Here is a 22,082-nt window from a genome sequence, read left to right as displayed (position 1 = left end):
CGCGGGCAAGCCTTGCTCCCACAGACAAGCGGGATGGTGCTGGTGGGAGCAAAGCTTGCTCGCGAAACAGGCGCTTCGATTTCTGCGAGACCGCGTCGCTTTCATCGCGGGCAAGCCTTGCTCCCACAGACAAGCGGGATGGTGCTGGTGGGAGCAAAGCTTGCTCGCGAAACGGGCATCTCGATTTCTGCGAGACCGCGTCGCTTCCATCGCGGGCAAGCCTTGCTCCCACAGACAAGCGGGATGGTGCTGGTGGGAGCAAAGCTTGCTCGCGAAACGGGCATCTCGATTTCTGCGAGACCGCGTCGCTTCCATCGCGGGCAAGCCTTGCTCCCACAGACAAGCGGGATGGTGCTGGTGGGAGCAAAGCTTGCTCGCGAAACGGGCATCTCGATTTCTGCGAGACCGCGTCGCTTCCATCGCGGGCAAGCCTTGCTCCCACAGACAAGCGGGATGGTGCTTGTGGGAGCAAAGCTTGCTCGCGAAACAGGCGCCTCGATTTCTGCGAGACCGCGTCGCTTTCATCGCGGGCAAGCCTTGCTCCCACATAAATCCCCTCGCCATGTTGGTGTTACTCACAACCGCGGCGCCGGCACTTGATCGAGCAGTTGCCCCAGCACCTGGTCTACCGACAGCCCTTCGATGTCCAGTTCCGGCGCCAGGCGTACGCGATGGCGCAGCACGGCCAGGGCGCAGCCCTTGATGTCATCCGGCACCACGAACTCGCCCCCGCGCAACAACGCCCGGGCCCGGGCGCAACGTACCAGCGCAATCGAGGCGCGCGGGCCGGCGCCGAGGGTCAAGCCCGGCCAGCTGCGGGTAGTACGGGCCAGGCGCACGGCGTAGTCGAGTACCTGGTCGTCCATCGGCAGGTCACTGGCAATGCGTTGCAGCGCTTGCACGTCCTTGGCCTGCAACACTATGCGCAGCGGCTGCACGTCGAGCATGTCGGCGCGGGTCGAGCGGCTGACCTGGCGCACCATGTCCAGCTCCTGGTCGGCGTCCGGGTAGTCCATGCGCACCTTGAGCATGAAGCGGTCGAGCTCGGCTTCCGGCAGCGGGTAGGTGCCTTCCTGTTCGATGGGGTTCTGGGTGGCGAGGACCATGAACGGCTGGCTGATGGGCAGGGCACGGCCTTCGAGGGTGACCTGGCGTTCCTGCATGGCTTCGAGCAGCGCGGCCTGGGTCTTGGCCGGTGCGCGGTTGATCTCGTCGGCCAGCAGCAGGTTGGTGAACACCGGGCCCTTGCGCAGCTTGAACTGCTCGGTCTGCAAGTCGTACACCGCGTGCCCGGTGACGTCGCTGGGCATCAGGTCGGGGGTGAACTGGATACGCGCGAACTCGCCGTTGAAACAGCGAGCCAGGGCTCGCACCAGCAAAGTCTTGCCCAGCCCGGGAACACCCTCGAGCAGCACGTGCCCGCCGGCGATCAGTGCCGTGAGCACATCGTCGATCACCGCGCTCTGGCCGACCACCGCTTTACGCAGTTCCGTGCGGATGGCTTGGGCCAACTGACTGGCGCGCTGGCGCTGTTGGGCGGCGTGGGCCTGGCCGTCGACAGGTTCGTTCTGTTCAGTCATAAGGCATTCCTGAGGGTTTGCAAATGGGCGACCTGGCGGCAGAAGTCAGCGCGGGAGAGGCGCTGTTTCGGCCGGGGGCTCAAGGCCTGGCTGATGGCTCGCGTCGGTTGTCGGGTCAGGCGGGCGAGTACCTGCCATTGTTCGGCGACGGCCAGTTGTTCGAAGCCTGGGTGAAGATGACGGGCCCGGCGCAGCACGTCTTGTTGCAAGGCATGCAACAGGTACTCCTGGCCGTTGTGCCGCAGGTGGAAACCGGCGCTGGCCTGCACATGCTCTTCCAACTGACGCCGCGCCTTGGAGGCCGGTTGCTGCAGTGGGCCATGGCGCACCGCTGAACGCCAGAACCACAGGGCAATCAAGGCCAGCAGTGCCACCAGTGCCTGAGGGAAATAACGCAGCAGCAGGGTCAGCAAGTTGTCGTGGTCGCTGTTGAACAACAGCGTGACGTCCGTGTCGGCGCTCAAGTACCAGAGCAGCCAGGCATTGTCGTACTGCTCGATGGAGTCGTTCTTCCACAGCTCGGCGTCGGTGATCACGGTGATCGAGCCCAGACCGAGGTTCAACTGCATCATGTGGGTCGACAGCGCGCTGTTGGCCCAGGCCTGGGCCAGGTTATGCGGGTCTTCGAGGTGGAAGTCGGTGTCGAAGCCGATATACGCCGGCGCCTCTTCGTCTTCCAGGTAGAGTTTGGTCAGTTCCGGGTAACGGTCCTTGATCAATTCAGGGGCCGGCTCCTTGAGGTCCTTGCTCAAAAGTTGCCGCAGGCGTACGCGGTCGAGCAGCAGATCGCCGCTGCTGCCGGTACTGTCGTCCCACAAGGCTTCGGCAACGAAGAGCAAGCGCCCGCCGGCCCGGGTCCAGTTCATCAATTGTTCGACTTCCCGTGGCGTCATGTGGGTTCGCTCGCCCAGCAACAGCAGGCTGTGTTGGCGAGGTTCCAGGGTGGGCAGCACGTCCAGGCTGTTGGCGTGCTCGACGTTGATACCCCGCTGGCGCAGGAAAAGTTCGGCGGCCAGGTAAGGATTGGCCTGGGCTTCAGGGGAGGGGCCGTGCTCGACGACCTCTTCATAGGGCTCGGCCTTGGTGTAGAGGTAGAGGCCGAATGCGCACACCAGCGCGGCCAGCACGGCGCCGATCAGCCACCCTGCGTGCCGGCTCATCGAGACGCTCCCGGACCGAACAGCTCGCGCCAGCCGTCACACAGTTCCTGTTGCAGGTGTGGCGGCGGTGGACGATGCCCATAGGCAATGTTCTGCCAATGCAGGGTCAGGTTTTTGCTGAAGCTCAGCAGGTTGCCCTGCTTGAGCTGTTCGACACGTTCCAGCACCTGGCCTTCGGTGTCGGCCGGTTTCAAGGGGATCTTGAAGTCATGATGCAATCGGCTGAGCAACGCCCGGTACAGCAGGCCCAGGGCTTCACGGGGTTGCGTGGCCCACAGTTGTTCGACGCTGGCGGCCACGTCGGCGGGCAGGCTCTCTTCGCGAATATCCAGGCCAAACATGCGCGCAGGTACGGCGCGTTCCACCGGCAGGCGCTGCGTCGGTCGGCGATTGACCAGGGCCTTGAGTCTTTCACGGTAGCGCCAGGCCAGCCAGACGATCGCCGCCACCAGGCAGGCCCACAGCACCACCTGGATCAGTGCGGCGGCGATGTCGAAACGTTGGCTGCCGAGCCATTTGAACAGGGTCTTGAGCCAGTTCGATTTCGCCTCGGTCTCGGTCTCGGGGGATTCGGCCGTTTCTTCGCCGAAACGATAACGGATGACGGTCTCGGGGTTCTTGAACGGCGGGGCGTCGAGGATTGCCTTGATACCGTCCCGGGAGGCCTCGCTGGTGAGGGGCTGGTTGAGTAGCCGCGGGCTGTCGGGGGCGTCGCTGTCTTCGGCGGCAAACGTCGGGGGCGCCAGCGGCAGCAGCATGAACACCAGCAGCATCAGCACTGGGGCCACGCCGCTCAGGCGCTGGCGCAGGCGCCGGAATACCAGTTCGATGTCCCACGCCTCGAGGATCGTGCGCCGGTTCAGGTAGAGGCTGAAGCCGCAGGCGACATACACCGGCTCCCACAGGATCAGTAGCAGTGGATAGAGGAAGTTGACCAGGTGTTCGAACCACAACCAGTCGTGCTCGGCCGCTGACACCAGCGTTTCCCAATCCCATTGCAGTTCGACTTGTTGCGGTACGAACAGATAGAACAGGGCCGTCAGGCCGAACCACAAGGCGGTTTCCAGGTGCATGCCGATGATGGTCAACCATTGCGCCGCGCCGCGGTTGCGTTGTTGCAATATCCGCAAGCGCTGCGCTCGCGCCTCACCGGCGAGGCCCTCGAGTTGCACAACCGGCATCACGAAGCTGCGGCTCAGGCTCAGCCGGCGCCAGGTCAGGCTGGCCAGCAACTGCGGCTTGAGCAGCGCAGGCCACTGGCGCAACGCCTGCCGCAAGGTGGGGGTTTCGCCAAACAGTGCCTTGGACAGAATGTACAGTGGCAGCCGGTCGAAGGCCGGCTTCAACCACCAGAACAGCATCACCACCAGTGACGGTGAGTCCCACAGCAGCAGGGTCAGCAACAGGTACACCGGCAGCGTGATGATCGCCCAACTGGTCATCAGCAGGCGTCGATGCTGCTGGCTCATCAACACCCCAAGGTCCATGGCTTCCCAGGTGGTGCGTGGGCGGATGACGACGGTGGCGTCACTCAGGCGCATGGCGGACCCGTCCGGCAAGCGACAGATAGCTGATCACCAACAGCCACAACAAGGCGCCCACCGTGTATTTGGTGGCCGGTGTCACGGCGCTGGAAGACCAGTAGGCCTCGATGAACGCGGCCATGAGCAAAAACAGCATCACACCGCCGATCATCAGCACGCTTTTGCCCGCCGCGAGCCGCAAGGCCTCGCCCCGGGTCAGGCGCCCCGGCGCGATCAACGCCCAGCCCAGTTGCAGGCCTGCGGCCCCGGCCAGGGCGATGGCGGTGAGTTCGAAGGCGCCGTGGCCGATCACGAACGACCAGAACGTCCCCCCGGAGCCGATCTGGGTCAGGTGCCCGGCCACCGCGCCAATGGTCAGGCCATTGAAAAACAGGAAAAACGCGCTCCCCAGCCCAAACATCAAGCCACTGGCAAAGGTCTGAAAGGCAATGCCGATGTTGTGCATGATGTAGTAACCGAACATGACCCAGTCCTCGCTGGCGGCCCGCTCGACCGAGCGCCCCAGATGCCCGGACGCCGGGTCATACATGCTGCGGATCTGGCTGATTTCGTCGGCGCCGAGCACGCTGTAGACCAGCTCCGGGAACAGATAGACCAGCAGCCCGATGCCCACCAGGCTGCCCAGGAACATCAGGCTGGCGGCCAGCACGAATCGCCATTGTTCACGCACCAGTCGGGGAAAGCCGGCGAGGATAAACGCCGAGAGGCTGGCCGAGGGTCGGCTGCGGTCCCGGTAGAGTTGCTGGTGACCGCGCAGCGCCAGTTGTTGCAGCGTATCGACCAGTAAGCTGCTGTAGCCTCGGGCCTGGGCCAGTGCCAGGTGATGGCAAAGCCGTCGGTAGGTAGCGGGGAAGTCGCTGCTCTGGGGCGCGCTGCGGCTGCGCTCCAGTTGGTCCAGTTGCCGGGTCAGGTGCTCCCATTCCCCTTGGTGACGGCTTTCGAACAGGCTTTGCTTCATGTTGGCCCCAGCAGGCCGCGGGCGACGCCATTGAGTTCGGCCGCGGCATTTGGTACCTGGACGTTCAGTGGCGCGGCCAGGATGGCAGCCAGTTCGTTGACCCGCGCTTGGGAAAGTTCTGCCTGGCGTTCGGCGAAGCCCAGCACGGCGCGTTGCTCATGCAGGCTGAGGGTGAAAGGTGTTCGTATCGGCGCTGCCATTGGCAAGGCGGGGCGTTTGACCGGTTGTTCGCGATACACCACCAGCGTGCCGGCCGCGAGGTCGCCCAGGCGCTTGAACGCCGGATGTTGCAGGCAACTGATGGCCCCGAAGGTGTAGCCGAAGGGCAGCATGTCGACGAAACGCAGCAGGTTGCGGATCAACGACGCCGACCAGCCGATGGGCCGGCCATCGTCCTGCACCACGCGCAGCCCCATGATCTGCTTGCCGGGAGAGCGCCCCTGGTTGAGCACCTCGAACAGCACCATGTACCACCAACTGACGACAAACAGCAGGATGGAGCCCAGGCCGATCCCCAGTTCGCCGAAAAACGCCAGGACCAGGAAGAAAAGCCCCAGGACCAGCCCGCGTATGCCCAGGTCGATGGCGAAGGCGATGGCTCGCGACATCAATCCCGCCGGGCGCAGCGGCAGGTCGATGCCTTCGGGCGTTTCAACCTGATAGCGCGTGTCCAGGGGCGCGGGCAGCGTCGCGTTCCTTTGCAGTGCTGGTGTCTCGAGCATGGGCAACCTGTGATGGGCCAGACCGAATGTTCAATCTCGGCCCAGATGCTAGCAGTCTTCGTGCGGGCAAACGATAGAACTGTGCAGGTCATTTCATGGTTTGCAACAAGATTCGTGGGTACCGCAGATCAACTGTGGGAGCGAGCTTGCTCGCGATGACATCAGTCTATTCAACATTGATGCAAGCTGAACCACCGCTATCGCGAGCGAGCTCGCTCCCACATGGGGTGGGTGGTGGAGCGGCGCATTAGTCTTCAAAAGTTACAGGACTGCTGGTCGCAGGCGGGTTCGAGCGCCTAGACTTCGCCAGTCTTCAGTTCAGGAACAGCCCGTGACTTCCATTTTCTGGTACGACTACGAAACCACCGGCATCAACCCGCGTTGCGACCGACCCTTGCAGGTGGCGGGTATCCGTACCGATTTCGAGCTCAATGAAATCGACGAACCGGTGAACCTGTATTGCCGGCCCAGCGATGACATCCTGCCTCATCCGGCGGCCTGTGCGATTACCGGTATCACCCCGACATGCCTGGCCGAAAAAGGCTTGAGCGAAGCCGATTTCATGACCCGTGTCCACGGGCAACTGGCCGCGCCCGGTACCTGTGGCGCCGGCTACAACACCCTGCGCTTCGACGATGAAATGACCCGCTACAGCCTCTATCGAAATTTCTTCGACCCGTACGCGCGGGAATGGCAGGGCGGCAATAGTCGCTGGGATTTGATCGACCTTGTGCGCGCGGCCTATGCGTTGCGCCCGCAAGGCATTGTCTGGCCGCAAGAGGACGGTCGCGTGACCCTCAAGCTCGAGCGCCTGACCGCCGCCAATGGCATCGACCATGGCCAGGCCCACGATGCGTTGTCGGACGTGCGCGCGACCATTGCCCTGGCTCGGCTGATCCGTCAGCAGCAACCCCGGCTCTACGACTGGCTGTTCCAGTTGCGCAGCAAACAGAAGGTAATGGACCAGATCCGCCTGTTGCAGCCCATGGTGCATATTTCCGGTCGCTTCTCGGCGGCGCGCAACTACATCGGCGTGGTCTTGCCGCTGGCCTGGCACCCGAAGAACCGCAACGCCCTGATCGTCTGCGACCTGCACCTGGACCCCCAGGGCCTGCTGGACCACGATGCCGAAAGCCTGCGCCAGCGTTTGTATACCCGCCGTGAAGAACTGCTCGAAGGTGAGTTGCCGGTGCCGCTCAAGCTTATCCATATCAACAAATGCCCGGTGATCGCGCCGTTGTCGGTGCTGCGTGCCGAGGACCAGCAGCGACTGGAACTGGACATGGAGGGCTATCAGCAACGGGCATTGCGGCTAACTGACGCACAGAAAGTTTGGCAGGATAAACTTCAGGCTATTTATGGTCGGGAGGATTTCACCGCCAGCGAGGATCCCGAGCAACAGTTATACGCGGGCTTCCTGGGGGATCGCGATCGACGTTTATGTGAACAAGTCCGTATGGCGGATCCGCTGCAATTGACCCAAGAACGCTGGCCTTTTGATGATGAGCGTTTGCCGGAACTATTGTTCCGATATCGCGCGCGCAACTTTCCAGACACGTTGAATCCCGAAGAGCACGGGCGTTGGAGACTTTTCTGTCAACAACGGCTGTCATCCCCGGAATGGGGAGCGCCTAATACCTTGGAAAGTTTTGATGCGGCGATGAGGGAGTGGATGGCCCTGTCTACACCAGTACAGCAAGAAGTACTCAGGGAGTGGCAGGGTTACAGTCAGCAATTGCGCAAACGTTTAAGCCTTGAGCCGTGATGAAGTGAAAAGATGACAGGCAAAAAAAACGCCAGCAATCGCTGGCGTTTTTTGTTCGCTAAGAACGGTGCGAACCGGTGAGGCTTAACCCAGCAGGGTTGCCCAGCCTTCAACCACGTCACCGCCCCACTTGGCTTTCCACTCTTTCAGAGTCTTGTGGTTGCCACCTTTGGTTTCGATGACTTCGCCGTTGTGCGGGTTCTTGTATTGCTTAACTTTGCGAGCGCGTTTGGTGCCGGTAGTTTTGACGGCGCCACGTGGGGCTTTGCTCGACTTGGCTTCTGGATCCAGCAGGGCAATGATGTCGCGCAGCGACTTGGAGTATTCGCCCATCAGCGTGCGCAGTTTGCCTTCGAATTCAAGCTCGGTTTGCAGTTTGTCGTCTTGGGACAGGTTTTTCAGGCGAGCTTGCAGTTCTTTGATGGCTTCTTCTGTGGCACGGTATTCATTGATCAAGGACATGTGGACTACCTTATGTAGGACGCGGGTGACAAGGAGACAGTGTGGCAATAGTAATCAGACAGTTTCATCAAGTAAACATTTAACCGGTGTTTTATTTAATTAATTAGTGCTGTGCCACAAAAACGCCTGTTGCAGTTAAATACTGCGGCAGAGTCTTCACATCTGTTCACACATATAATCCGCCTTCCCGACCCTCGCAGGCTGTGACCTGGGCTGTCGCCCATGATTCGGCGCGTCATCGATACTGCAGTTTTGCCGCGCAATGGCTAGAATGGCCGCCTTTGCGAAGTTCTGGAGTTTCCCTAATGCGCACTTTTCGTCTGGTGATTGCTTGTCCGGACCGCGTCGGCATCGTTGCTAAAGTCAGTAACTTTCTGGCGTCCCATAACGGCTGGATCACCGAAGCGAGCCATCACTCGGACAATCAAAGCGGTTGGTTTTTCATGCGTCACGAGATTCGTGCCGACTCGCTGCCCTTTGGTATCGAAGCCTTTCGTGAAGCATTCGCTCCCATTGCCGAAGAGTTCTCGATGGACTGGCGTATCACCGACACCGCGCAGAAAAAACGCGTGGTGCTGATGGCCAGCCGCGAGTCTCATTGCCTGGCTGACCTGCTGCACCGCTGGCACAGCGATGAGCTCGATTGCGACATCGCCTGTGTGATTTCCAACCATGACGACTTGCGCAGCATGGTGGAATGGCACGGCATCCCTTACTACCATGTGCCGGTCAACCCGCAGGACAAGCAGCCGGCGTTCGCCGAAGTCTCGCGGCTGGTCAAGCAGCATGATGCCGAGGTGGTGGTGCTGGCCCGCTACATGCAGATCCTGCCGCCGGCGTTGTGCCGCGAATACGCCCATAAGGTCATCAACATCCACCACAGCTTCCTGCCATCGTTCGTCGGTGCCAAGCCGTACCACCAGGCGTCGATGCGCGGTGTGAAGCTGATTGGCGCCACCTGTCACTACGTGACCGAAGAGCTGGATGCCGGCCCGATCATCGAGCAGGACGTGGTGCGCGTCAGCCACAGCGACAGCATCGAAGACATGGTGCGTTTCGGCCGTGACGTAGAGAAGATGGTGTTGGCCCGGGGCCTGCGTTATCACCTGGAAGACCGGGTGCTGGTGCACGGCAACAAGACCGTGGTGTTCTGACTACACTGCAAAGGGCCTGGAGGAGCGATCGCCAGGCCCTTTTTTCATGAGGTTCGCCATGACCGATCCATTGGACAAAGCCACCTCCAAGGCGCCGGCGACCCTGGGCGAGGGCTGCCTCAGCCGCTATGACCCAGATGCGTTGGGCCCGGAGGACGGCACTGAGTTTCCCGATGCCGCGCAATTGTGGGAGCAACTGCATCCCCAGGACGAGCCCGAACAGAAGCCGTGATGCGTCAGGCCTGTCTGAGCCTGACCAGTTTCTTGAGCAACGGTCGCCCGACCATCAGGAAGAACACCGGCCCGCCGGCCACCAGATAAAAGTAATAGGTCACCGCCCGCCAGATCAGAATCGCCGCCGCTGCGGTGGATTTGCCCACCATGGGGGCCAGCAGCGCCGCCGAAGTCAATTCGGCCGCCCCGGCACCGCCCGGCAGCAGGCTGAACTGTCCCGCACTCAAGGACAGCATCTGGATCAGGAAACTCCAGGCCCACTGCAGATCCGCTCCCAGCCCCTTCAACGCCAGGTACAACACGCTGTAGCGCAGCGCCCAATGCAGGCAGGTCAGGCCGAAGACCTGGAACAGTGTCTGTTTTGGCAGTTTCAAGGTGTCGGTGAACGCCGCCAGGAAGCTCAGGATCTTGCGCGCCCAGCGTCGACGGGTAACGGCTTTTACGCGCAGGTGGCGAAGCAGTCGAGCGCCCAGCAGAATCAATCTGCGGTGATAGCGGGCCACCAACACGCAGCCAAACAGCCCGCCAAACAATGAAATCGCGCTTAACGCCAGCATCCATTCCATGCGCTGGCTGAGGTTCTGGAACAGCGCGTAAAACAGAATGCCGACCAAGGCGCAGAGGAAGAACAGCAAGTCGCTCAATTGATCCATGGCAAACACCGCGCTGCCATGGGCCGGGCGCACGCCGTTGCGCGCCAGCAGGGCCATCAGCGTCAGTGGGCCGCCACTGCCACCGGGCGTCGCGCACATGGCGAACTCGGTGGACATCACCACGCCGATGCTTTTCAGCCCGCCGATGCGCCCACGGTGTTCCCCCAGCAGCAGGCGCAAGCGCACGGAGTTCAAGCCCCAGCACAGCACGATCATGCCGAGCATGGCCAGCAGTAGCGACAACGGAAAGCGCTGCACCCGTGACCACATTTCCCCGCCGCCGACCAGCAGCGGCACCAGTAGCGCCGTGAGCAGGGCGGCGCCCAGCCAGATCAGCCGTTTCATGCGGCGCTGCTGACCCGCAGCCCTTGGGTCGCCAGCCAGCCGACTTTGGTCATGGGGACACGACCGTCGTTGAGCAGGCGTTCGAGGGTGCGCAGCCAATAGTCCCGGGAAAAGGTATGGCGCATGTCCACTGGGTGCAGGCCCAGGCGAATCACCGGGGCCTGGTGCCAGCGCTGTTCGCGTTGGTCGCTGATGACTTTCGACAGGCCACGGCGCCAGGCGCTGCGGGCACTCCAGACCAGCCCCGGCGCGTCGATGGCAGTGAAGTCGGGCAGGCGATAAAGGTGTTGGGTGTCACTGGTGTAGCTTAGCGGCAACTGGCGCAAGGCCTGGCGCGTGCCTTCGCTCATCAACCAGGCGGGGGCGACGAAACCCTCCAGCGGCCAGTGGTAGCGTTCAAAGGTGTCGATCCCGGCGCGCAGGCGGGCGAGGGCGGCGGCCTCGGACAGGTTGTAGAACTCACCTTCGTGGGTATAGACCCGGCGCATGAACCAGTCCTTGGGGTGACGGGCAACAGGACCGTCGTCGCAATGGTAGTAGCCATGCAACACCAGTTCGTCGCCGCGCTCGACCCGGCTGTCGAGCAGGCGCCGAAAGCCAGGATGAGCCTCCAAGGCATTGTGGCGATGAAAGTCCGGCACCACCAACCAGGTCATCGGTACCTGGCCGAGGGCATCAACGGCTTCGACGAAGGGCTGGTAGTCGGGCCAGGTTTGCGGTGCCACGTCGTGTAGCACCAGGAGGACGCTAGTGTCCTGTATCACAAATACTGTTCCTTTTTGACGGTGTCTGTTGTCGTCATGCTGCGTTGCCGCTCCTCGCCATAGCGGGCTATGACTCGTCGCGGCGCCTTGCCTGACGACAACAGCCACTCGCCAAGAAAGAAACGTATTTGCGAAACAGGACACTGGACGATTGATTCATCGACACGGACCTCGCCTCAACCATTGGCCAGCAGTGGCATCTGCTCGCCGAGCACGGCGTAGTAGTGCCCCAGCAAGCTGTTGACCACGGTATCCCAGGCGTAATGACGCTCCACGTGCCGGCGTGCCAATACCCCCCGGCGCTGACAGCCTTCGGAAAACAGTTGGCGCACGGCGTTGGCCATGGCCTGTGGGTTGTTGGGCATGCACAGCAGGCCGCAGTCTTCGTCGACGATTTCGGTGAAGGCCCCGGCCGCCACCGCCACCACGGGAATGCCACTGGCCATGGCTTCGAGGATCACCAGGCCGAAGGTTTCCTGGTCACCGGCGTGCAGCAGGGCATCGGCGCTGGCCATGAGCCGGGCGACTTGCGGCGCCGGGCAGAATTCATCGATCACCGTGACGTTGTCCGGCACCAAGGCGGGCATCGACGAGCCCACCAACAGCAGGTGGTAGCGCTCGCCCAGGCGTTTCATGCACTTGAGCAGCACCGGCAGGTTTTTTTCCTTGGAGCCGCGACCAGCGAAAATCAGCAGGCGCGCGTCTTCGGCGATGCCCAGCTCTGCGCGCAACTCCGGGTCACGGGCGGCCGGGTTGAAGGTTTGCAGGTCGACGCCCAACGGTTGCACGTAGACGTTCTTGACCCCCAACCCGGTCAGTTTGTCGGCCATGACCTGGCTCGGCGCCAGGACCCGGTCGAAATTGCCGTACAACTTGCTGACATAAGCTTCGATGTTGGGGGTGAACCAGTTGCCCATGCGGTTGCTGACCAGCAGTGGCAGGTCGGAGTGATAGAAACCGATGACGGGCACGTCGAGCTGGCGACGGGCATCCAGCGCGGCCCAGGCCGTGAGGTAGGGATCGCCGACTTCAATCAGATCGGGCTGTAGATCGCGCAGGACATTGCGCCAGGGGGCCAGGCGAAGGGGGAAGCGATAGCCCTTGCCGAACGGCAGTGCAGGGGCCGGAACCTTGTAGATCCCATCGTGCTCGCTCAAATGCGCGCCGGGGATCAACAGACTGTGGCGAATACCGGGCCGATCGCCCAGGCGCCGGTGCTTGGCATCCAGATAAGTGCGCACGCCTCCGCTGGCGGGGGCGTAGAACATGGTTATGTCCGCTATATGCACGATGAACGTCCCTCCGGTCAGTGTTCTCCTGTGTTGACCTTTAGTAAGAATAGATGTTCGGTTGAGGTTGTGGGGTTGTGGGGTTGTGGGATTTGACAGGGCCTCATCGCGAGCAAGCTCGCTCCCACAGGAGAGGCACAGATCCCATGTGGGAGCGAGCTTGCTCGCGATAGGGCCAGTCCGGGTTCGCAGGCTATTATTCCTGACGCCAGGAGCTTAATGCGCCAGGCATGCTTTTATATAAGCGTGCAAAATGGCGTCACATCGCAAACACCACGGGTGACCACATGCCTGACTCATCGCAACTCGTTATCGGGGCCGACCTTAGCGGCCAGCCCATCGCCCAGGCCATGCGCCTGGCGAACCGTCATGGTCTGGTGGCGGGCGCCACCGGTACCGGCAAGACCGTCACCTTGCAGCGCCTGGCCGAAATGTTCAGCGACGCCGGCGTGGCGGTGTTCGCGGCGGACATCAAGGGTGACCTGTGCGGCCTCGGCGCGGCGGGCAACCCCCAGGGCAAGATCGCCGAGCGCATCGCCGGCATGCCTTGGCTCAATCACAAGCCCCAGGCTTATCCGGTGACCTTGTGGGATATCCACGGCCAGTCCGGTCATCCGCTGCGCACCACCTTGAGTGAAATGGGTCCGTTGTTGATCGGCAGTCTGCTGGAACTGACGGACAGCCAGCAGTCGGCGCTCTACGCCGCGTTCAAGGTGGCCGACCGCGAAGGGCTGTTGCTACTGGACCTCAAGGACCTGAAGGCGCTGCTCAACCATCTCAAGGACAACCCCGAGTTGCTGGGGGACGACGCGGCCCTGATGACCACCGGCTCCAGCCAGGCGTTGTTGCGACGTTTGTCCACCCTGGAACAGCAGGGCGCGGACGCGTTGTTCGGCGAGCCGGCGTTGCAGCTCGAAGACATCCTGCAACCGGCCAGTGATGGCCGTGGTCGCATTCACTTGCTCGACGCCAGCCGTCTGGTCCATGAGGCGCCGAAGGTCTACGCGACGTTCCTGTTGTGGCTGCTGGCCGAGCTGTTCGAGCAGTTGCCCGAGCGCGGCGATGCGGACAAACCGCTGTTGGCGCTGTTCTTCGACGAGGCGCATTTGCTTTTTGCCGGCACTCCCAAGGCCTTGCAGGAACGCCTGGAGCAAGTGGTGCGGCTGATCCGTTCCAAGGGTGTGGGGGTGTATTTCGTGACCCAGTCGCCGGGCGACTTGCCGGACGACGTGCTGGCGCAGTTGGGCTTGCGCATCCAGCACGGGTTGCGGGCCTTCACTGCCAAGGAGCAGAAATCCCTGCGGGCGGTGGCCGACGGCTTCCGGCCCAACCCGCAGTTCGATGCCCTGGCGGTGCTGACCGAACTGGGCATCGGTGAAGCCCTGGTGGGCACCTTGCAGGAAAAAGGTACGCCGGAAGTGGTCCAGCGGGTGTTGGTGGCGCCACCGCAATCGCGCATCGGGCCGCTGAGCGAAGCCGAGCGCGCCGGGTTGATCGCCAGTTCGCCGTTGCAAGGGCGCTATGACAAACCCATAGATCGCGAATCGGCCTATGAAGTGCTGATGGGCCGCAAAGGGCTGGAACCGCAGGCCGAAGAGGCGCCGGGCAAGCCGACGGCGGAAGAACCGAGCTTCACCGAAAAGGCCGGCGAGTTTCTCGGCACCGCGGCCGGCCAGGCATTGAAATCGGCCATGCGCCAGGCGGCCAATCAGTTGGGCCGGCAATTGGTGCGTGGGTTGATGGGGTCGTTGCTCGGTGGCAGCAAGCGCCGGTAGTCAGGGCCGAGTCGCCGCCTTCGCGAGCAGGCTCGCTCCCACAAGGATTGGCGTCGTACACGAAATAGGTGTCCGCCGCAGATCCCCTGTGGGAGAACCGAGCTTCACCGAAATGGCCGGCGAGTTTCTCGGCACCGCGGCCGGCCAGGCATTGAAATCGGCCATGCGCCAGGCGGCCAATCAGTTGGGCCGGCAATTGGTGCGTGGGTTGATGGGGTCGTTGCTCGGTGGCAGCAAGCGCCGGTAGTCAGGACCGAGTCGCCGCCTTCGCGAGCAGGCTCGCTCCCACAAGGATTGGCGTCGTACACGAAATAGGTGTCCGCCGCAGATCCCCTGTGGGAGCGAGCTTGCTCGCGATAGCTATCCAACCGGCGCCGAAAGTCTCAATCCTTTGGCCGCGCATGCGCCGCCAACCGCTCCAGCGCCGCCCGCAGGTTGGGATCGGTGATGCCATCCGCCGTGGCCTGAATGGTCGCGGCGGCGTCGGTGGACAAATCCAGCGTGTGCCCCTTGGCGCCGACCTGGACGGTGGGCGGTTGCACCTTGAACAGGATTCGCGTCAGGTTGGCGAATTCTTCGAACGCCTGGAGTTGGCGCAGCAGGCGTTTTTGCTGGTAGCGCAGGCGCGTGGCCCAGTGGCCGTCGGTGACGATCAGCAGCAAGCTGCCTTCGCGCCAGGAGGCCACGTGGCAATGCTCGCGCGCGGCCGGTTGCAACTGGCTGTCGAGCAGGCGTTGCAAGTGGCCCAGGCGTTTGGCGTGGCCAAAGATGGCTTTCAGCGGCTTGGCTTCGCGCAGCAGAACGGCGGGTGCCTTGGCTGGAAGAGGGCGAAAGGCCATGAATGAATACCGCAAGTGACAGAGGCGCCATGGTAGCAGAAAGCGCCGGATGCGCCTCGACCCTCTCGCCCAGCGGCTTTTGGCTGCACAATCAATGATTAACTTCTGCGCTGGGTGGGTTGAAGTTCGCGCAAAAGCCCTTATTTTATGCAAGCCCCGTCACAGCGCTGTGCCAGCATCGTGGAATAACGCCACTTTCCTCTCCATCGTTTCCGGGTAGAATGCTCGTTCGCATGCGGCCATGAGGGCTGCACGGGCGACTCACGGGGCCGCCCTCCATCCCTTTAGTGTGGAAGATCCTGCCGATATGTTTGCGCCTTTGTTAAAGAAACTTTTTGGAAGCAAGAACGAGCGTGAAGTCAAGCGCATGCTCAAGACGGTACAGACTGTCAATGCCTTCGAAGAGCAAATGGTGGCCCTTTCGGACGATCAGTTACGCGCCAAGACTGCCGAATTCAAGGACCGCATCGCCAAGGGGGAAACCCTTGACCAGCTCCTGCCTGAAGCCTTCGCGGTCGCCCGTGAAGCCGGCAAGCGGATCATGGGCATGCGCCACTTCGACGTTCAGTTGATCGGCGGCATGACCTTGCACGAAGGCAAGATCGCCGAAATGCGTACCGGTGAGGGCAAGACCCTCGTGGCGACCTTGGGCGTGTACCTCAACGCACTGTCCGGCAAGGGCGTGCACGTCGTGACGGTCAACGACTACCTGGCCCGCCGCGACGCCAACTGGATGCGCCCGCTCTACGAATTCCTAGGCCTGACTGTCGGCGTCGTCACGCCGTTCCAGCCGCCGGAAGAGAAGCGCGCCGCCTACGCCGCCGACATCACCTACGGCACCAACAACGAATTCGGGTTCGACTACCTGCGCGACAACATGGCGTTCAGCATGGAAGAAAAATTCCAGCGTGAACTCAATTTTGCCGTGATCGACGAAGTCGACTCCATCCTCATCGACGAAGCCCGTACCCCGCTGATCATTTCCGGTCAGGCCGAGGACAGCTCCAAGCTGTACATCGAGATCAACAAGCTGATCCCGCAGCTCAAGTTGCACGTCGAGGAAGTCGAAGGCGAAGTGACCCAGGCTGGGCACTACACCGTTGACGAGAAGACCCGTCAGGTCGAGCTCAACGAAGCGGGTCACCAGTTCGTCGAGGAAATGCTCACCCGTGTTGGTTTGCTGGCCGAAGGCGAGAGCCTGTACTCGGCCCACAACCTGGGCCTGCTGACCCACGTTTATGCTGGCCTGCGTGCGCACAAGCTGTTCCATCGCAACGTCGAATACATCGTGCAGGACGGCCAGGTCGTACTGGTGGACGAACACACCGGCCGTACCATGCCGGGTCGTCGCCTGTCCGAAGGCCTGCACCAGGCCATCGAAGCGAAGGAAGGCCTGAATATCCAGGCCGAGAGCCAGACCCTGGCCTCGACCACCTTCCAGAACTACTTCCGCCTGTACAACAAGCTGTCCGGCATGACCGGTACCGCTGATACCGAAGCGTTCGAGTTCCACCAGATCTACGGCCTGCAAGTGGTGGTGATTCCGCCGAACAAGCCGCTGGCCCGTAAAGACTACAACGACCTGGTGTTCCTGACCGCCGAAGAGAAGTACGCGGCGATCATCAACGACATCAAGGACGGCATGGCCCAGGGCCGTCCGATCCTGGTGGGTACCGCCACCATCGAGACTTCCGAGCACATGTCCGCCCTGCTCAACAAGGAAGGCATCGAGCACAAGGTCCTCAACGCCAAGTTCCACGAGAAGGAAGCCGAGATCATCGCCCAGGCCGGTCGCCCGGGTGCGCTGACCATCGCCACCAACATGGCTGGCCGTGGTACCGACATTCTCTTGGGCGGCAACTGGGAAGTGGAAGTCGCCAGCCTGGAAAGCCCGACCCCAGAGCAGATCGCGCAGATCAAGGCCGACTGGCAGAAACGTCACCAGCAGGTGCTGGAGTCCGGCGGTTTGCAGGTGATCGCTTCCGAGCGTCACGAGTCGCGTCGTATCGACAACCAGCTGCGTGGCCGTGCCGGTCGCCAGGGTGACGCCGGTTCCAGCCGTTTCTACCTATCCCTGGAAGACAGCCTGATGCGCATCTTCGCCTCTGACCGGGTGAAGAACTTCATGAAGGCCCTGGGCATGCAACCGGGCGAGGCGATCGAGCACCGCATGGTGACCAACGCCATCGAGAAGGCCCAGCGCAAGGTCGAAGGTCGCAACTTCGATATCCGCAAGCAATTGCTCGAGTTCGATGACGTCAACAACGAACAGCGTAAAGTGATCTATCACATGCGTAACAGTTTGTTGGCCGCCGACAACATTGGCGAAACCATCGCCGATTTCCGCCAGGACGTGCTCAACGCAACCGTCAGCGCCCACATCCCGCCGCAGTCGCTGCCGGAGCAGTGGGACGTCGCCGGCCTGGAAGCCGCCCTGCAGAGCGACTTCGGCGTGGCATTGCCGATCCAGCAATGGCTCGACGAAGACGATCACCTGTATGAAGAAACCCTGCGCGAGAAACTGCTGGCCGAACTGATCGCTGCCTACAACGAGAAGGAAGACCAGGCGGGCGCCGAGGCGCTGCGTTCCTTCGAGAAGCAGATTGTGCTGCGGGTACTGGACGACTTGTGGAAAGACCACCTGTCGACCATGGACCACCTGCGTCACGGTATCCATTTGCGCGGTTACGCCCAGAAGAACCCGAAGCAGGAGTACAAACGCGAGTCCTACACGCTGTTCTCCGAGTTGCTCGATTCGATCAAGCGCGACTCGATCCGTGTGCTGTCCCACGTTCAGGTTCGCCGCGAAGACCCGGCCGAAGAAGAAGCCCGCCTGCGTCAGGAAGCCGAAGCCCTGGCTGCGCGCATGCAGTTCGAACACGCCGAAGCCCCGGGCCTGGAAGTGGTCGCCGAAGAGGGCGTCGATGTGGATGTCGCCTTGGCGACCGCACCGGTGCGCAACGAGCAGAAGCTGGGCCGTAACGAACTGTGCTATTGCGGTTCGGGCAAGAAATACAAGCATTGCCACGGGCAGATCCAATAATCCCGTTTCAACGCTGAACGACCCGCGCCGCGACCGGCTTCCAGCCGTCGCGGCGTTTTGCCATTTGATCTACCGTCCCGATGGAGACGGTGCCGATATACATCTCATTTAAGGAGCGCATTCATGGCTGTTGGTCTTGGTCCGTTGCCAACGTTGCACCCGGTTGCCGGTTTTGAACTCGGTATTGCCTCGGCGGGCATCAAGCGCCCCGGGCGCAAGGACGTCGTGGTCATGCGTTGCGCCGAAGGCTCGACGGTCGCTGGCGTGTTCACCCTCAATGCCTTTTGCGCCGCGCCGGTCATCCTGGCCAAGCAGCGCGTGCAGGGGCCGGTGCGTTACCTGCTGACCAACACCGGTAACGCCAACGCCGGCACCGGCGCGCCAGGCCTGGCCGCTGCCGAGCGCACCTGCGCCAAGTTGGCGCAACTGACCGGTGTCGATGCCAGCCAGGTGCTGCCGTATTCCACCGGCGTGATCGGCGAGCCGTTGCCGGTCGAGAAGATCGAAGGCGCGTTGCAAGCCGCTCTCGATGATCTGTCGGAAAACAACTGGGCAGCAGCCGCCACCGGCATCATGACCACCGACACCTTGCCCAAGGGCGCGAGCCGCCAGTTCGAGCATGATGGCGTGATCATCACCGTCACCGGTATCAGCAAAGGCGCCGGCATGATCCGCCCGAACATGGCGACCATGCTCGGCTACATCGCCACCGACGCCAAAGTCTCGCGCCAGGTGCTGCAAGACCTGATGCTTGACGGTGCCAACAAATCGTTCAACCGCATCACCATCGACGGTGATACCTCCACCAACGACTGCTGCATGCTGATCGCCACCGGCAAGGCCAGCCTGCCGGAAATCACCGAAGCCAGCGGCCCGCTGTTCGCGGCCCTGAAGCAGGCGGTGTTCGAAGTGTGCATGGAAGTGGCCCAGGCCATCGTCCGTGACGGCGAAGGCGCGACCAAGTTCGTGACCGTGCAGGTCAATGGCGGTGGCAATCATCAGGAATGCCTGGATGTCGGCTACACCGTGGCCCACTCGCCGCTGATCAAGACCGCGCTGTTCGCCTCCGACCCGAACTGGGGCCGGATCCTCGCTGCCGTTGGCCGTGCCGGCGTGCCTGAGCTGGACGTGAGCAAGATCGACGTGTTCCTCGGTGAAGTCTGCATCGCCAGCCAAGGCGCTCGCGCTGCGACCTACACCGAAGCCCAGGGCGCGGCTGTGATGCAGCAGGAAGAAATCACCATCCGTATCGAGCTGGGACGTGGGGATTGCAGCGAAACGATCTGGACCACCGACCTGTCCCACGAGTACGTCAAGATCAACGCTGAGTACCGGACTTAACAGGCCCGGGACCGAGCTGCTCCAATCGCGAGCAAGCTCGCTCCCACAGGGATTTGTTGAGTGGCATCGATAGTGGTCTCAACACAAATCCACTGTGGGAGCGAGCTTGCTCGCGATGGCGTCAGAACAGACACCCTCAGAACCACAAGAAAGGAATCCAGACATGAGCCTGCACCTGATCATCGGCGACAAAGATCTATCTTCCTGGTCCCTGCGCGGCGCGTTGGCCCTGGCGCTGACCGGCGCAAAGTACACCGAAGAGCTGGTCAGGCTCGACCAACCCGACACCCGCGAGAAGCTGCTCAAGTATTCGGCCACGGCCAAGGTCCCGTTGCTCAAGACCGAGTTCGGCGTGATCGCCGATTCCCTGGCGATTGCCGAATACCTGGCTGAACAGTTCCCGGATGCCGGCCTCTGGCCAAAGGATGTGGCCGCCCGGGCCCAGGCGCGGTCGGCCTGTGCACAAATGCACAGCGGTTTCTTCGCCATCCGCAGCAACATGCCCTTTGACCTGCTGCACGATGCACCGCTGTCGCCCATGCCGGCTGACGTCCAGGCGGAAATCGAGCGGGTGCTGGCGCTGTGGGCCGAATGCCGTGCCGCGGCGACCGAAACCGGTCCCTACCTGTTTGGCCGCGTGAGCCTGGTCGATGCGTTTTTTGCCCCTGTTGCCGTGCGCTTGCGCACTTATCAGGTGAAACTGTCGGAGGTCGATGAGGCCTACGTCGAAACCCTTTATCAATGGCCGGCGTTCAAGGCGTGGCAACAAGCTGGCCTGGAGGACACTGCGCGGTGAAACGAGTCCATGTGGCGGCAGCGGTCATTCGCGATGCCGCCGGTAAAATCCTGATCGCCCGACGGGCCGACACCCAGCACCAGGGTGGCCTGTGGGAGTTCCCCGGTGGCAAGGTCGAGGCCGATGAATCCGTCGAAACCGCCCTGGCCCGCGAACTTCATGAAGAGCTGGGTATTGTCGTCGATGCCGCCCGGCCGTTGATCAAGGTGCGTCACGACTACCCGGACAAACAGGTGCTGCTGGATGTCTGGGAAGTCTCGGCGTTCACCGGCGAGCCCCACGGCGCCGAAGGGCAGCCGTTGGCCTGGGTGACGGCCCGCGACCTGACGAACTATGAGTTCCCGGCGGCCAATCAGCCGATCGTCGCGGCGGCCCGTTTGCCGGGTCAGTACCTGATCACGCCTGACGGCCTTGAGACGCCGGCCTTGCTGCGCGGCATGCAGAAGGCGATTGCCGGCGGGATCAAGTTGGTCCAGCTACGTGCCCCCGGTGGTTACGACCCGAAATACCGCGATCTGGCGGTGGATGCGGCGGGGCTGTGTGCCGGCAAGGCCCAGCTGATGCTCAAGGGGCCGTTCGAATGGCTGGGAGATTTTCCTTCCGCCGGCTGGCACATTACCGCCGCGCAGTTGCGCAAGCATGCAGCGGCCGGTCGACCGTTTGGCAAGGACCGCTGGCTGGCGGCCTCCTGCCATAGCGCCGAGGAATTGTCCCTGGCGCAGCAGATGGACGTGGACTTCGTGACGCTCTCGCCGGTGCAGCCGACCCAGACCCACCCTGACGCACAGCCGTTGGGGTGGGCCGAGGCCGCACGCTTGATCGAGGGCTTCAACAGGCCGGTTTATCTGTTGGGTGGGGTCGGGCCTGGCGAGCGGCAAAAAGCCTGGGAGGCCGGGGCGCAAGGTGTGGCGGGGATTCGGGCGTTTTGGCCTGAGGCTTGAAGCTGCAGTGAACTGATCGTTCCCACGCTCCGCGTGGGAATGCCTCAACGGACGCTCCGCGTTCGGCTCTGGAGGGACGCGGAGCGTCCCGGGCTGCGTTCCCACGCAGAGCGTGGGGAACGATCATGCAGGTGATCAGCCCTCAGGCTTGGCCGCCGCCACCCAAAGCACCTCCGCTACCCCTTGCCGCCGGGCAATGACCCGCGCGGCCACGAACAGCAGATCCGATAACCGATTGATATAGGCCAGCCCCGGCCCGGCCAGCGGTTCCACCGCGTTCAGTTGCTGACAACGGCGCTCGGCGCTGCGGGCCAGGCTGCGGCAGACGTGGGCCTGAGCCACCAGCGCCGAGCCACCGGGCAGGATGAAGTTTTCCAGGGGGCCCAATTCCTCGTTCCACCCATCGATCGCCGCTTCCAGTCGCTCGATTTCCGCCACGTTCAAGGCCTGATAAGCCGGCATCGCCAGTTCCCCGCCGAGGTCGAACAGACGGTGCTGACAAGGCGCCAGCACGTCACTGACCTCCTTCAGCCCCGGATGTCGGGTCGTTTCAGTGGCGAGCCCGGCCAGCAACAACCCCAGCTGGCTATTCAGTGTATCCACTTCGCCGATGGCCTCGACCCGTGGGTGGTCCTTTGCCACGCGGCGACCATCGCCCAACCCGGTTTCACCTTTGTCGCCGGTGCGGGTGTAAATCTTCGACAGGCGAAAACCCAT

At 62.4% G+C, this 22,082-nt stretch carries 19 protein-coding genes and 1 pseudogene; 9 read left to right on the top strand and 11 right to left on the bottom strand.

What is annotated here, in order from left to right:
• Positions 1 to 575: 575 nt before the first annotated feature.
• From KI235_RS23920 to KI235_RS23900, 5 genes are read right to left on the bottom strand one after another with little or no spacing between them, the layout of a single operon-like run.
• Positions 576 to 1,580, bottom strand: a complete 1,005-nt coding sequence (locus KI235_RS23920; RefSeq protein WP_003205102.1) for a MoxR family ATPase — start codon at positions 1,578 to 1,580, stop codon at positions 576 to 578.
• Complete coding sequence (locus KI235_RS23915) at positions 1,577 to 2,740, bottom strand: DUF4350 domain-containing protein (protein ID WP_003205100.1); 1,164 nt, start codon at positions 2,738 to 2,740, stop codon at positions 1,577 to 1,579. Before KI235_RS23915 ends, KI235_RS23920 begins: the two co-directional genes overlap by 4 nt.
• Entirely contained in the window at positions 2,737 to 4,281 is a 1,545-nt protein-coding gene (locus tag KI235_RS23910) for a DUF4129 domain-containing protein (protein ID WP_003205098.1), read from the bottom strand. Before KI235_RS23910 ends, KI235_RS23915 begins: the two co-directional genes overlap by 4 nt.
• Entirely contained in the window at positions 4,268 to 5,242 is a 975-nt protein-coding gene (locus KI235_RS23905; RefSeq protein ID WP_003205097.1) for a stage II sporulation protein M, read from the bottom strand. The genes KI235_RS23910 and KI235_RS23905 overlap by 14 nt, the downstream gene beginning before the upstream one ends.
• The gene (locus KI235_RS23900; protein WP_003205095.1) at positions 5,239 to 5,964 is read right to left on the bottom strand and encodes an RDD family protein; all 726 of its coding nucleotides are present in this window, start codon (positions 5,962 to 5,964) and stop codon (positions 5,239 to 5,241) included. Before KI235_RS23900 ends, KI235_RS23905 begins: the two co-directional genes overlap by 4 nt.
• A 331-nt stretch (positions 5,965 to 6,295) precedes the next feature.
• Here KI235_RS23900 and sbcB point away from each other — a divergent pair, with 331 nt between their 5' ends.
• Positions 6,296 to 7,729, top strand: coding sequence for an exodeoxyribonuclease I (gene sbcB / locus KI235_RS23895; RefSeq protein ID WP_013694117.1), 1,434 nt, complete (start codon positions 6,296 to 6,298; stop codon positions 7,727 to 7,729).
• Positions 7,730 to 7,813: 84 nt separating this feature from the next.
• Here sbcB and mvaT read toward each other — a convergent pair whose 3' ends face one another.
• Complete coding sequence (gene mvaT, locus KI235_RS23890; RefSeq protein ID WP_003205091.1) at positions 7,814 to 8,191, bottom strand: histone-like nucleoid-structuring protein MvaT; 378 nt, start codon at positions 8,189 to 8,191, stop codon at positions 7,814 to 7,816.
• A 305-nt stretch (positions 8,192 to 8,496) separates the two neighbouring features.
• On the opposite strand from mvaT, the gene purU reads away from it, so the two are divergent.
• Together purU and KI235_RS23880 are read left to right on the top strand one after the other, a co-directional pair.
• Entirely contained in the window at positions 8,497 to 9,345 is an 849-nt protein-coding gene (gene purU, locus KI235_RS23885) for a formyltetrahydrofolate deformylase (RefSeq protein ID WP_003205089.1), read from the top strand.
• Between the two features lie 58 nt (positions 9,346 to 9,403).
• Complete coding sequence (locus KI235_RS23880) at positions 9,404 to 9,577, top strand: hypothetical protein (RefSeq protein ID WP_003205087.1); 174 nt, start codon at positions 9,404 to 9,406, stop codon at positions 9,575 to 9,577.
• A gap of 4 nt (positions 9,578 to 9,581) precedes the next feature.
• Here KI235_RS23880 and KI235_RS23875 read toward each other — a convergent pair whose 3' ends face one another.
• The 3 genes from KI235_RS23875 to KI235_RS23865 form a co-directional block, all read right to left on the bottom strand.
• A complete protein-coding gene (locus KI235_RS23875) occupies positions 9,582 to 10,577 on the bottom strand; it encodes a lysylphosphatidylglycerol synthase transmembrane domain-containing protein (protein ID WP_003205085.1) in 996 nt (331 codons plus the stop codon).
• Positions 10,574 to 11,338 (bottom strand): DUF2334 domain-containing protein, encoded by a 765-nt coding sequence (locus tag KI235_RS23870; protein WP_053163303.1) that lies wholly within the window; start codon positions 11,336 to 11,338, stop codon positions 10,574 to 10,576. Before KI235_RS23870 ends, KI235_RS23875 begins: the two co-directional genes overlap by 4 nt.
• Before the next feature lie 179 nt (positions 11,339 to 11,517).
• Complete coding sequence (locus KI235_RS23865) at positions 11,518 to 12,609, bottom strand: glycosyltransferase family 1 protein (RefSeq protein WP_003205082.1); 1,092 nt, start codon at positions 12,607 to 12,609, stop codon at positions 11,518 to 11,520.
• 308 nt (positions 12,610 to 12,917) lie between these two features.
• On the opposite strand from KI235_RS23865, the gene KI235_RS23860 reads away from it, so the two are divergent.
• Together KI235_RS23860 and KI235_RS23855 are read left to right on the top strand one after the other, a co-directional pair.
• Positions 12,918 to 14,405, top strand: coding sequence for a helicase HerA-like domain-containing protein (locus tag KI235_RS23860; protein WP_003205079.1), 1,488 nt, complete (start codon positions 12,918 to 12,920; stop codon positions 14,403 to 14,405).
• Between the two features lie 94 nt (positions 14,406 to 14,499).
• Positions 14,500 to 14,652: pseudogene (locus tag KI235_RS23855) on the top strand (helicase HerA-like domain-containing protein); the annotation flags it as partial.
• A gap of 136 nt (positions 14,653 to 14,788) precedes the next feature.
• Here KI235_RS23855 and KI235_RS23850 read toward each other — a convergent pair.
• Positions 14,789 to 15,244: a DciA family protein gene (locus KI235_RS23850; protein ID WP_003205074.1), complete on the bottom strand. Its 456-nt coding sequence runs from the start codon at positions 15,242 to 15,244 to the stop codon at positions 14,789 to 14,791.
• 307 nt (positions 15,245 to 15,551) lie between these two features.
• Between KI235_RS23850 and secA the strand changes: the two genes are divergently transcribed.
• The 4 genes from secA to KI235_RS23830 all read left to right on the top strand — a co-directional run bounded on the left by secA (position 15,552) and on the right by KI235_RS23830 (position 21,365).
• Positions 15,552 to 18,287, top strand: a complete 2,736-nt coding sequence (gene secA, locus KI235_RS23845; RefSeq protein WP_003205071.1) for a preprotein translocase subunit SecA — start codon at positions 15,552 to 15,554, stop codon at positions 18,285 to 18,287.
• A 123-nt stretch (positions 18,288 to 18,410) separates the two neighbouring features.
• Positions 18,411 to 19,628 (top strand): bifunctional glutamate N-acetyltransferase/amino-acid acetyltransferase ArgJ, encoded by a 1,218-nt coding sequence (gene argJ, locus KI235_RS23840; protein WP_003205069.1) that lies wholly within the window; start codon positions 18,411 to 18,413, stop codon positions 19,626 to 19,628.
• A gap of 163 nt (positions 19,629 to 19,791) precedes the next feature.
• A complete protein-coding gene (locus KI235_RS23835) occupies positions 19,792 to 20,424 on the top strand; it encodes a glutathione S-transferase family protein (RefSeq protein WP_003205067.1) in 633 nt (210 codons plus the stop codon).
• Positions 20,421 to 21,365 (top strand): Nudix family hydrolase, encoded by a 945-nt coding sequence (locus KI235_RS23830; RefSeq protein ID WP_003205066.1) that lies wholly within the window; start codon positions 20,421 to 20,423, stop codon positions 21,363 to 21,365. Before KI235_RS23835 ends, KI235_RS23830 begins: the two co-directional genes overlap by 4 nt.
• 135 nt (positions 21,366 to 21,500) lie before the next feature.
• Here the strand turns inward: KI235_RS23830 and KI235_RS23825 are convergent, their stop codons facing one another.
• Entirely contained in the window at positions 21,501 to 22,082 is a 582-nt protein-coding gene (locus KI235_RS23825) for a cob(I)yrinic acid a,c-diamide adenosyltransferase (protein WP_013694113.1), read from the bottom strand.

This window comes from Pseudomonas sp. St386, from assembly GCF_018325865.1.
Taxonomy (GTDB): Bacteria; Pseudomonadota; Gammaproteobacteria; order Pseudomonadales; family Pseudomonadaceae; genus Aquipseudomonas; species Aquipseudomonas brassicacearum.
Note: the sequence above shows the minus strand (reverse complement) of the source record. Positions and strands in the feature narration are given on the sequence as shown.

Excerpts from the sequence above, each read along its gene's own strand:
- KI235_RS23850 (WP_003205074.1), bottom strand. The coding sequence starts at position 15,244 with ATGGCCTTTCGCCCTCTTCCAGCCAAGGCACCCGCCGTTCTGCTGCGC.
- KI235_RS23865 (WP_003205082.1), bottom strand. The coding sequence starts at position 12,609 with ATGTTCTACGCCCCCGCCAGCGGAGGCGTGCGCACTTATCTGGATGCC.
- argJ (WP_003205069.1), top strand. The coding sequence starts at position 18,411 with ATGGCTGTTGGTCTTGGTCCGTTGCCAACGTTGCACCCGGTTGCCGGT.
- KI235_RS23920 (WP_003205102.1), bottom strand. The coding sequence starts at position 1,580 with ATGACTGAACAGAACGAACCTGTCGACGGCCAGGCCCACGCCGCCCAA.
- secA (WP_003205071.1), top strand. The coding sequence starts at position 15,552 with ATGTTTGCGCCTTTGTTAAAGAAACTTTTTGGAAGCAAGAACGAGCGT.
- KI235_RS23860 (WP_003205079.1), top strand. The coding sequence starts at position 12,918 with ATGCCTGACTCATCGCAACTCGTTATCGGGGCCGACCTTAGCGGCCAG.
- purU (WP_003205089.1), top strand. The coding sequence starts at position 8,497 with ATGCGCACTTTTCGTCTGGTGATTGCTTGTCCGGACCGCGTCGGCATC.
- KI235_RS23905 (WP_003205097.1), bottom strand. The coding sequence starts at position 5,242 with ATGAAGCAAAGCCTGTTCGAAAGCCGTCACCAAGGGGAATGGGAGCAC.
- KI235_RS23910 (WP_003205098.1), bottom strand. The coding sequence starts at position 4,281 with ATGCGCCTGAGTGACGCCACCGTCGTCATCCGCCCACGCACCACCTGG.
- KI235_RS23900 (WP_003205095.1), bottom strand. The coding sequence starts at position 5,964 with ATGCTCGAGACACCAGCACTGCAAAGGAACGCGACGCTGCCCGCGCCC.
- KI235_RS23875 (WP_003205085.1), bottom strand. The coding sequence starts at position 10,577 with ATGAAACGGCTGATCTGGCTGGGCGCCGCCCTGCTCACGGCGCTACTG.
- KI235_RS23880 (WP_003205087.1), top strand. The coding sequence starts at position 9,404 with ATGACCGATCCATTGGACAAAGCCACCTCCAAGGCGCCGGCGACCCTG.
- KI235_RS23825 (WP_013694113.1), bottom strand. The coding sequence starts at position 22,082 with ATGGGTTTTCGCCTGTCGAAGATTTACACCCGCACCGGCGACAAAGGT.
- mvaT (WP_003205091.1), bottom strand. The coding sequence starts at position 8,191 with ATGTCCTTGATCAATGAATACCGTGCCACAGAAGAAGCCATCAAAGAA.
- KI235_RS23835 (WP_003205067.1), top strand. The coding sequence starts at position 19,792 with ATGAGCCTGCACCTGATCATCGGCGACAAAGATCTATCTTCCTGGTCC.
- KI235_RS23915 (WP_003205100.1), bottom strand. The coding sequence starts at position 2,740 with ATGAGCCGGCACGCAGGGTGGCTGATCGGCGCCGTGCTGGCCGCGCTG.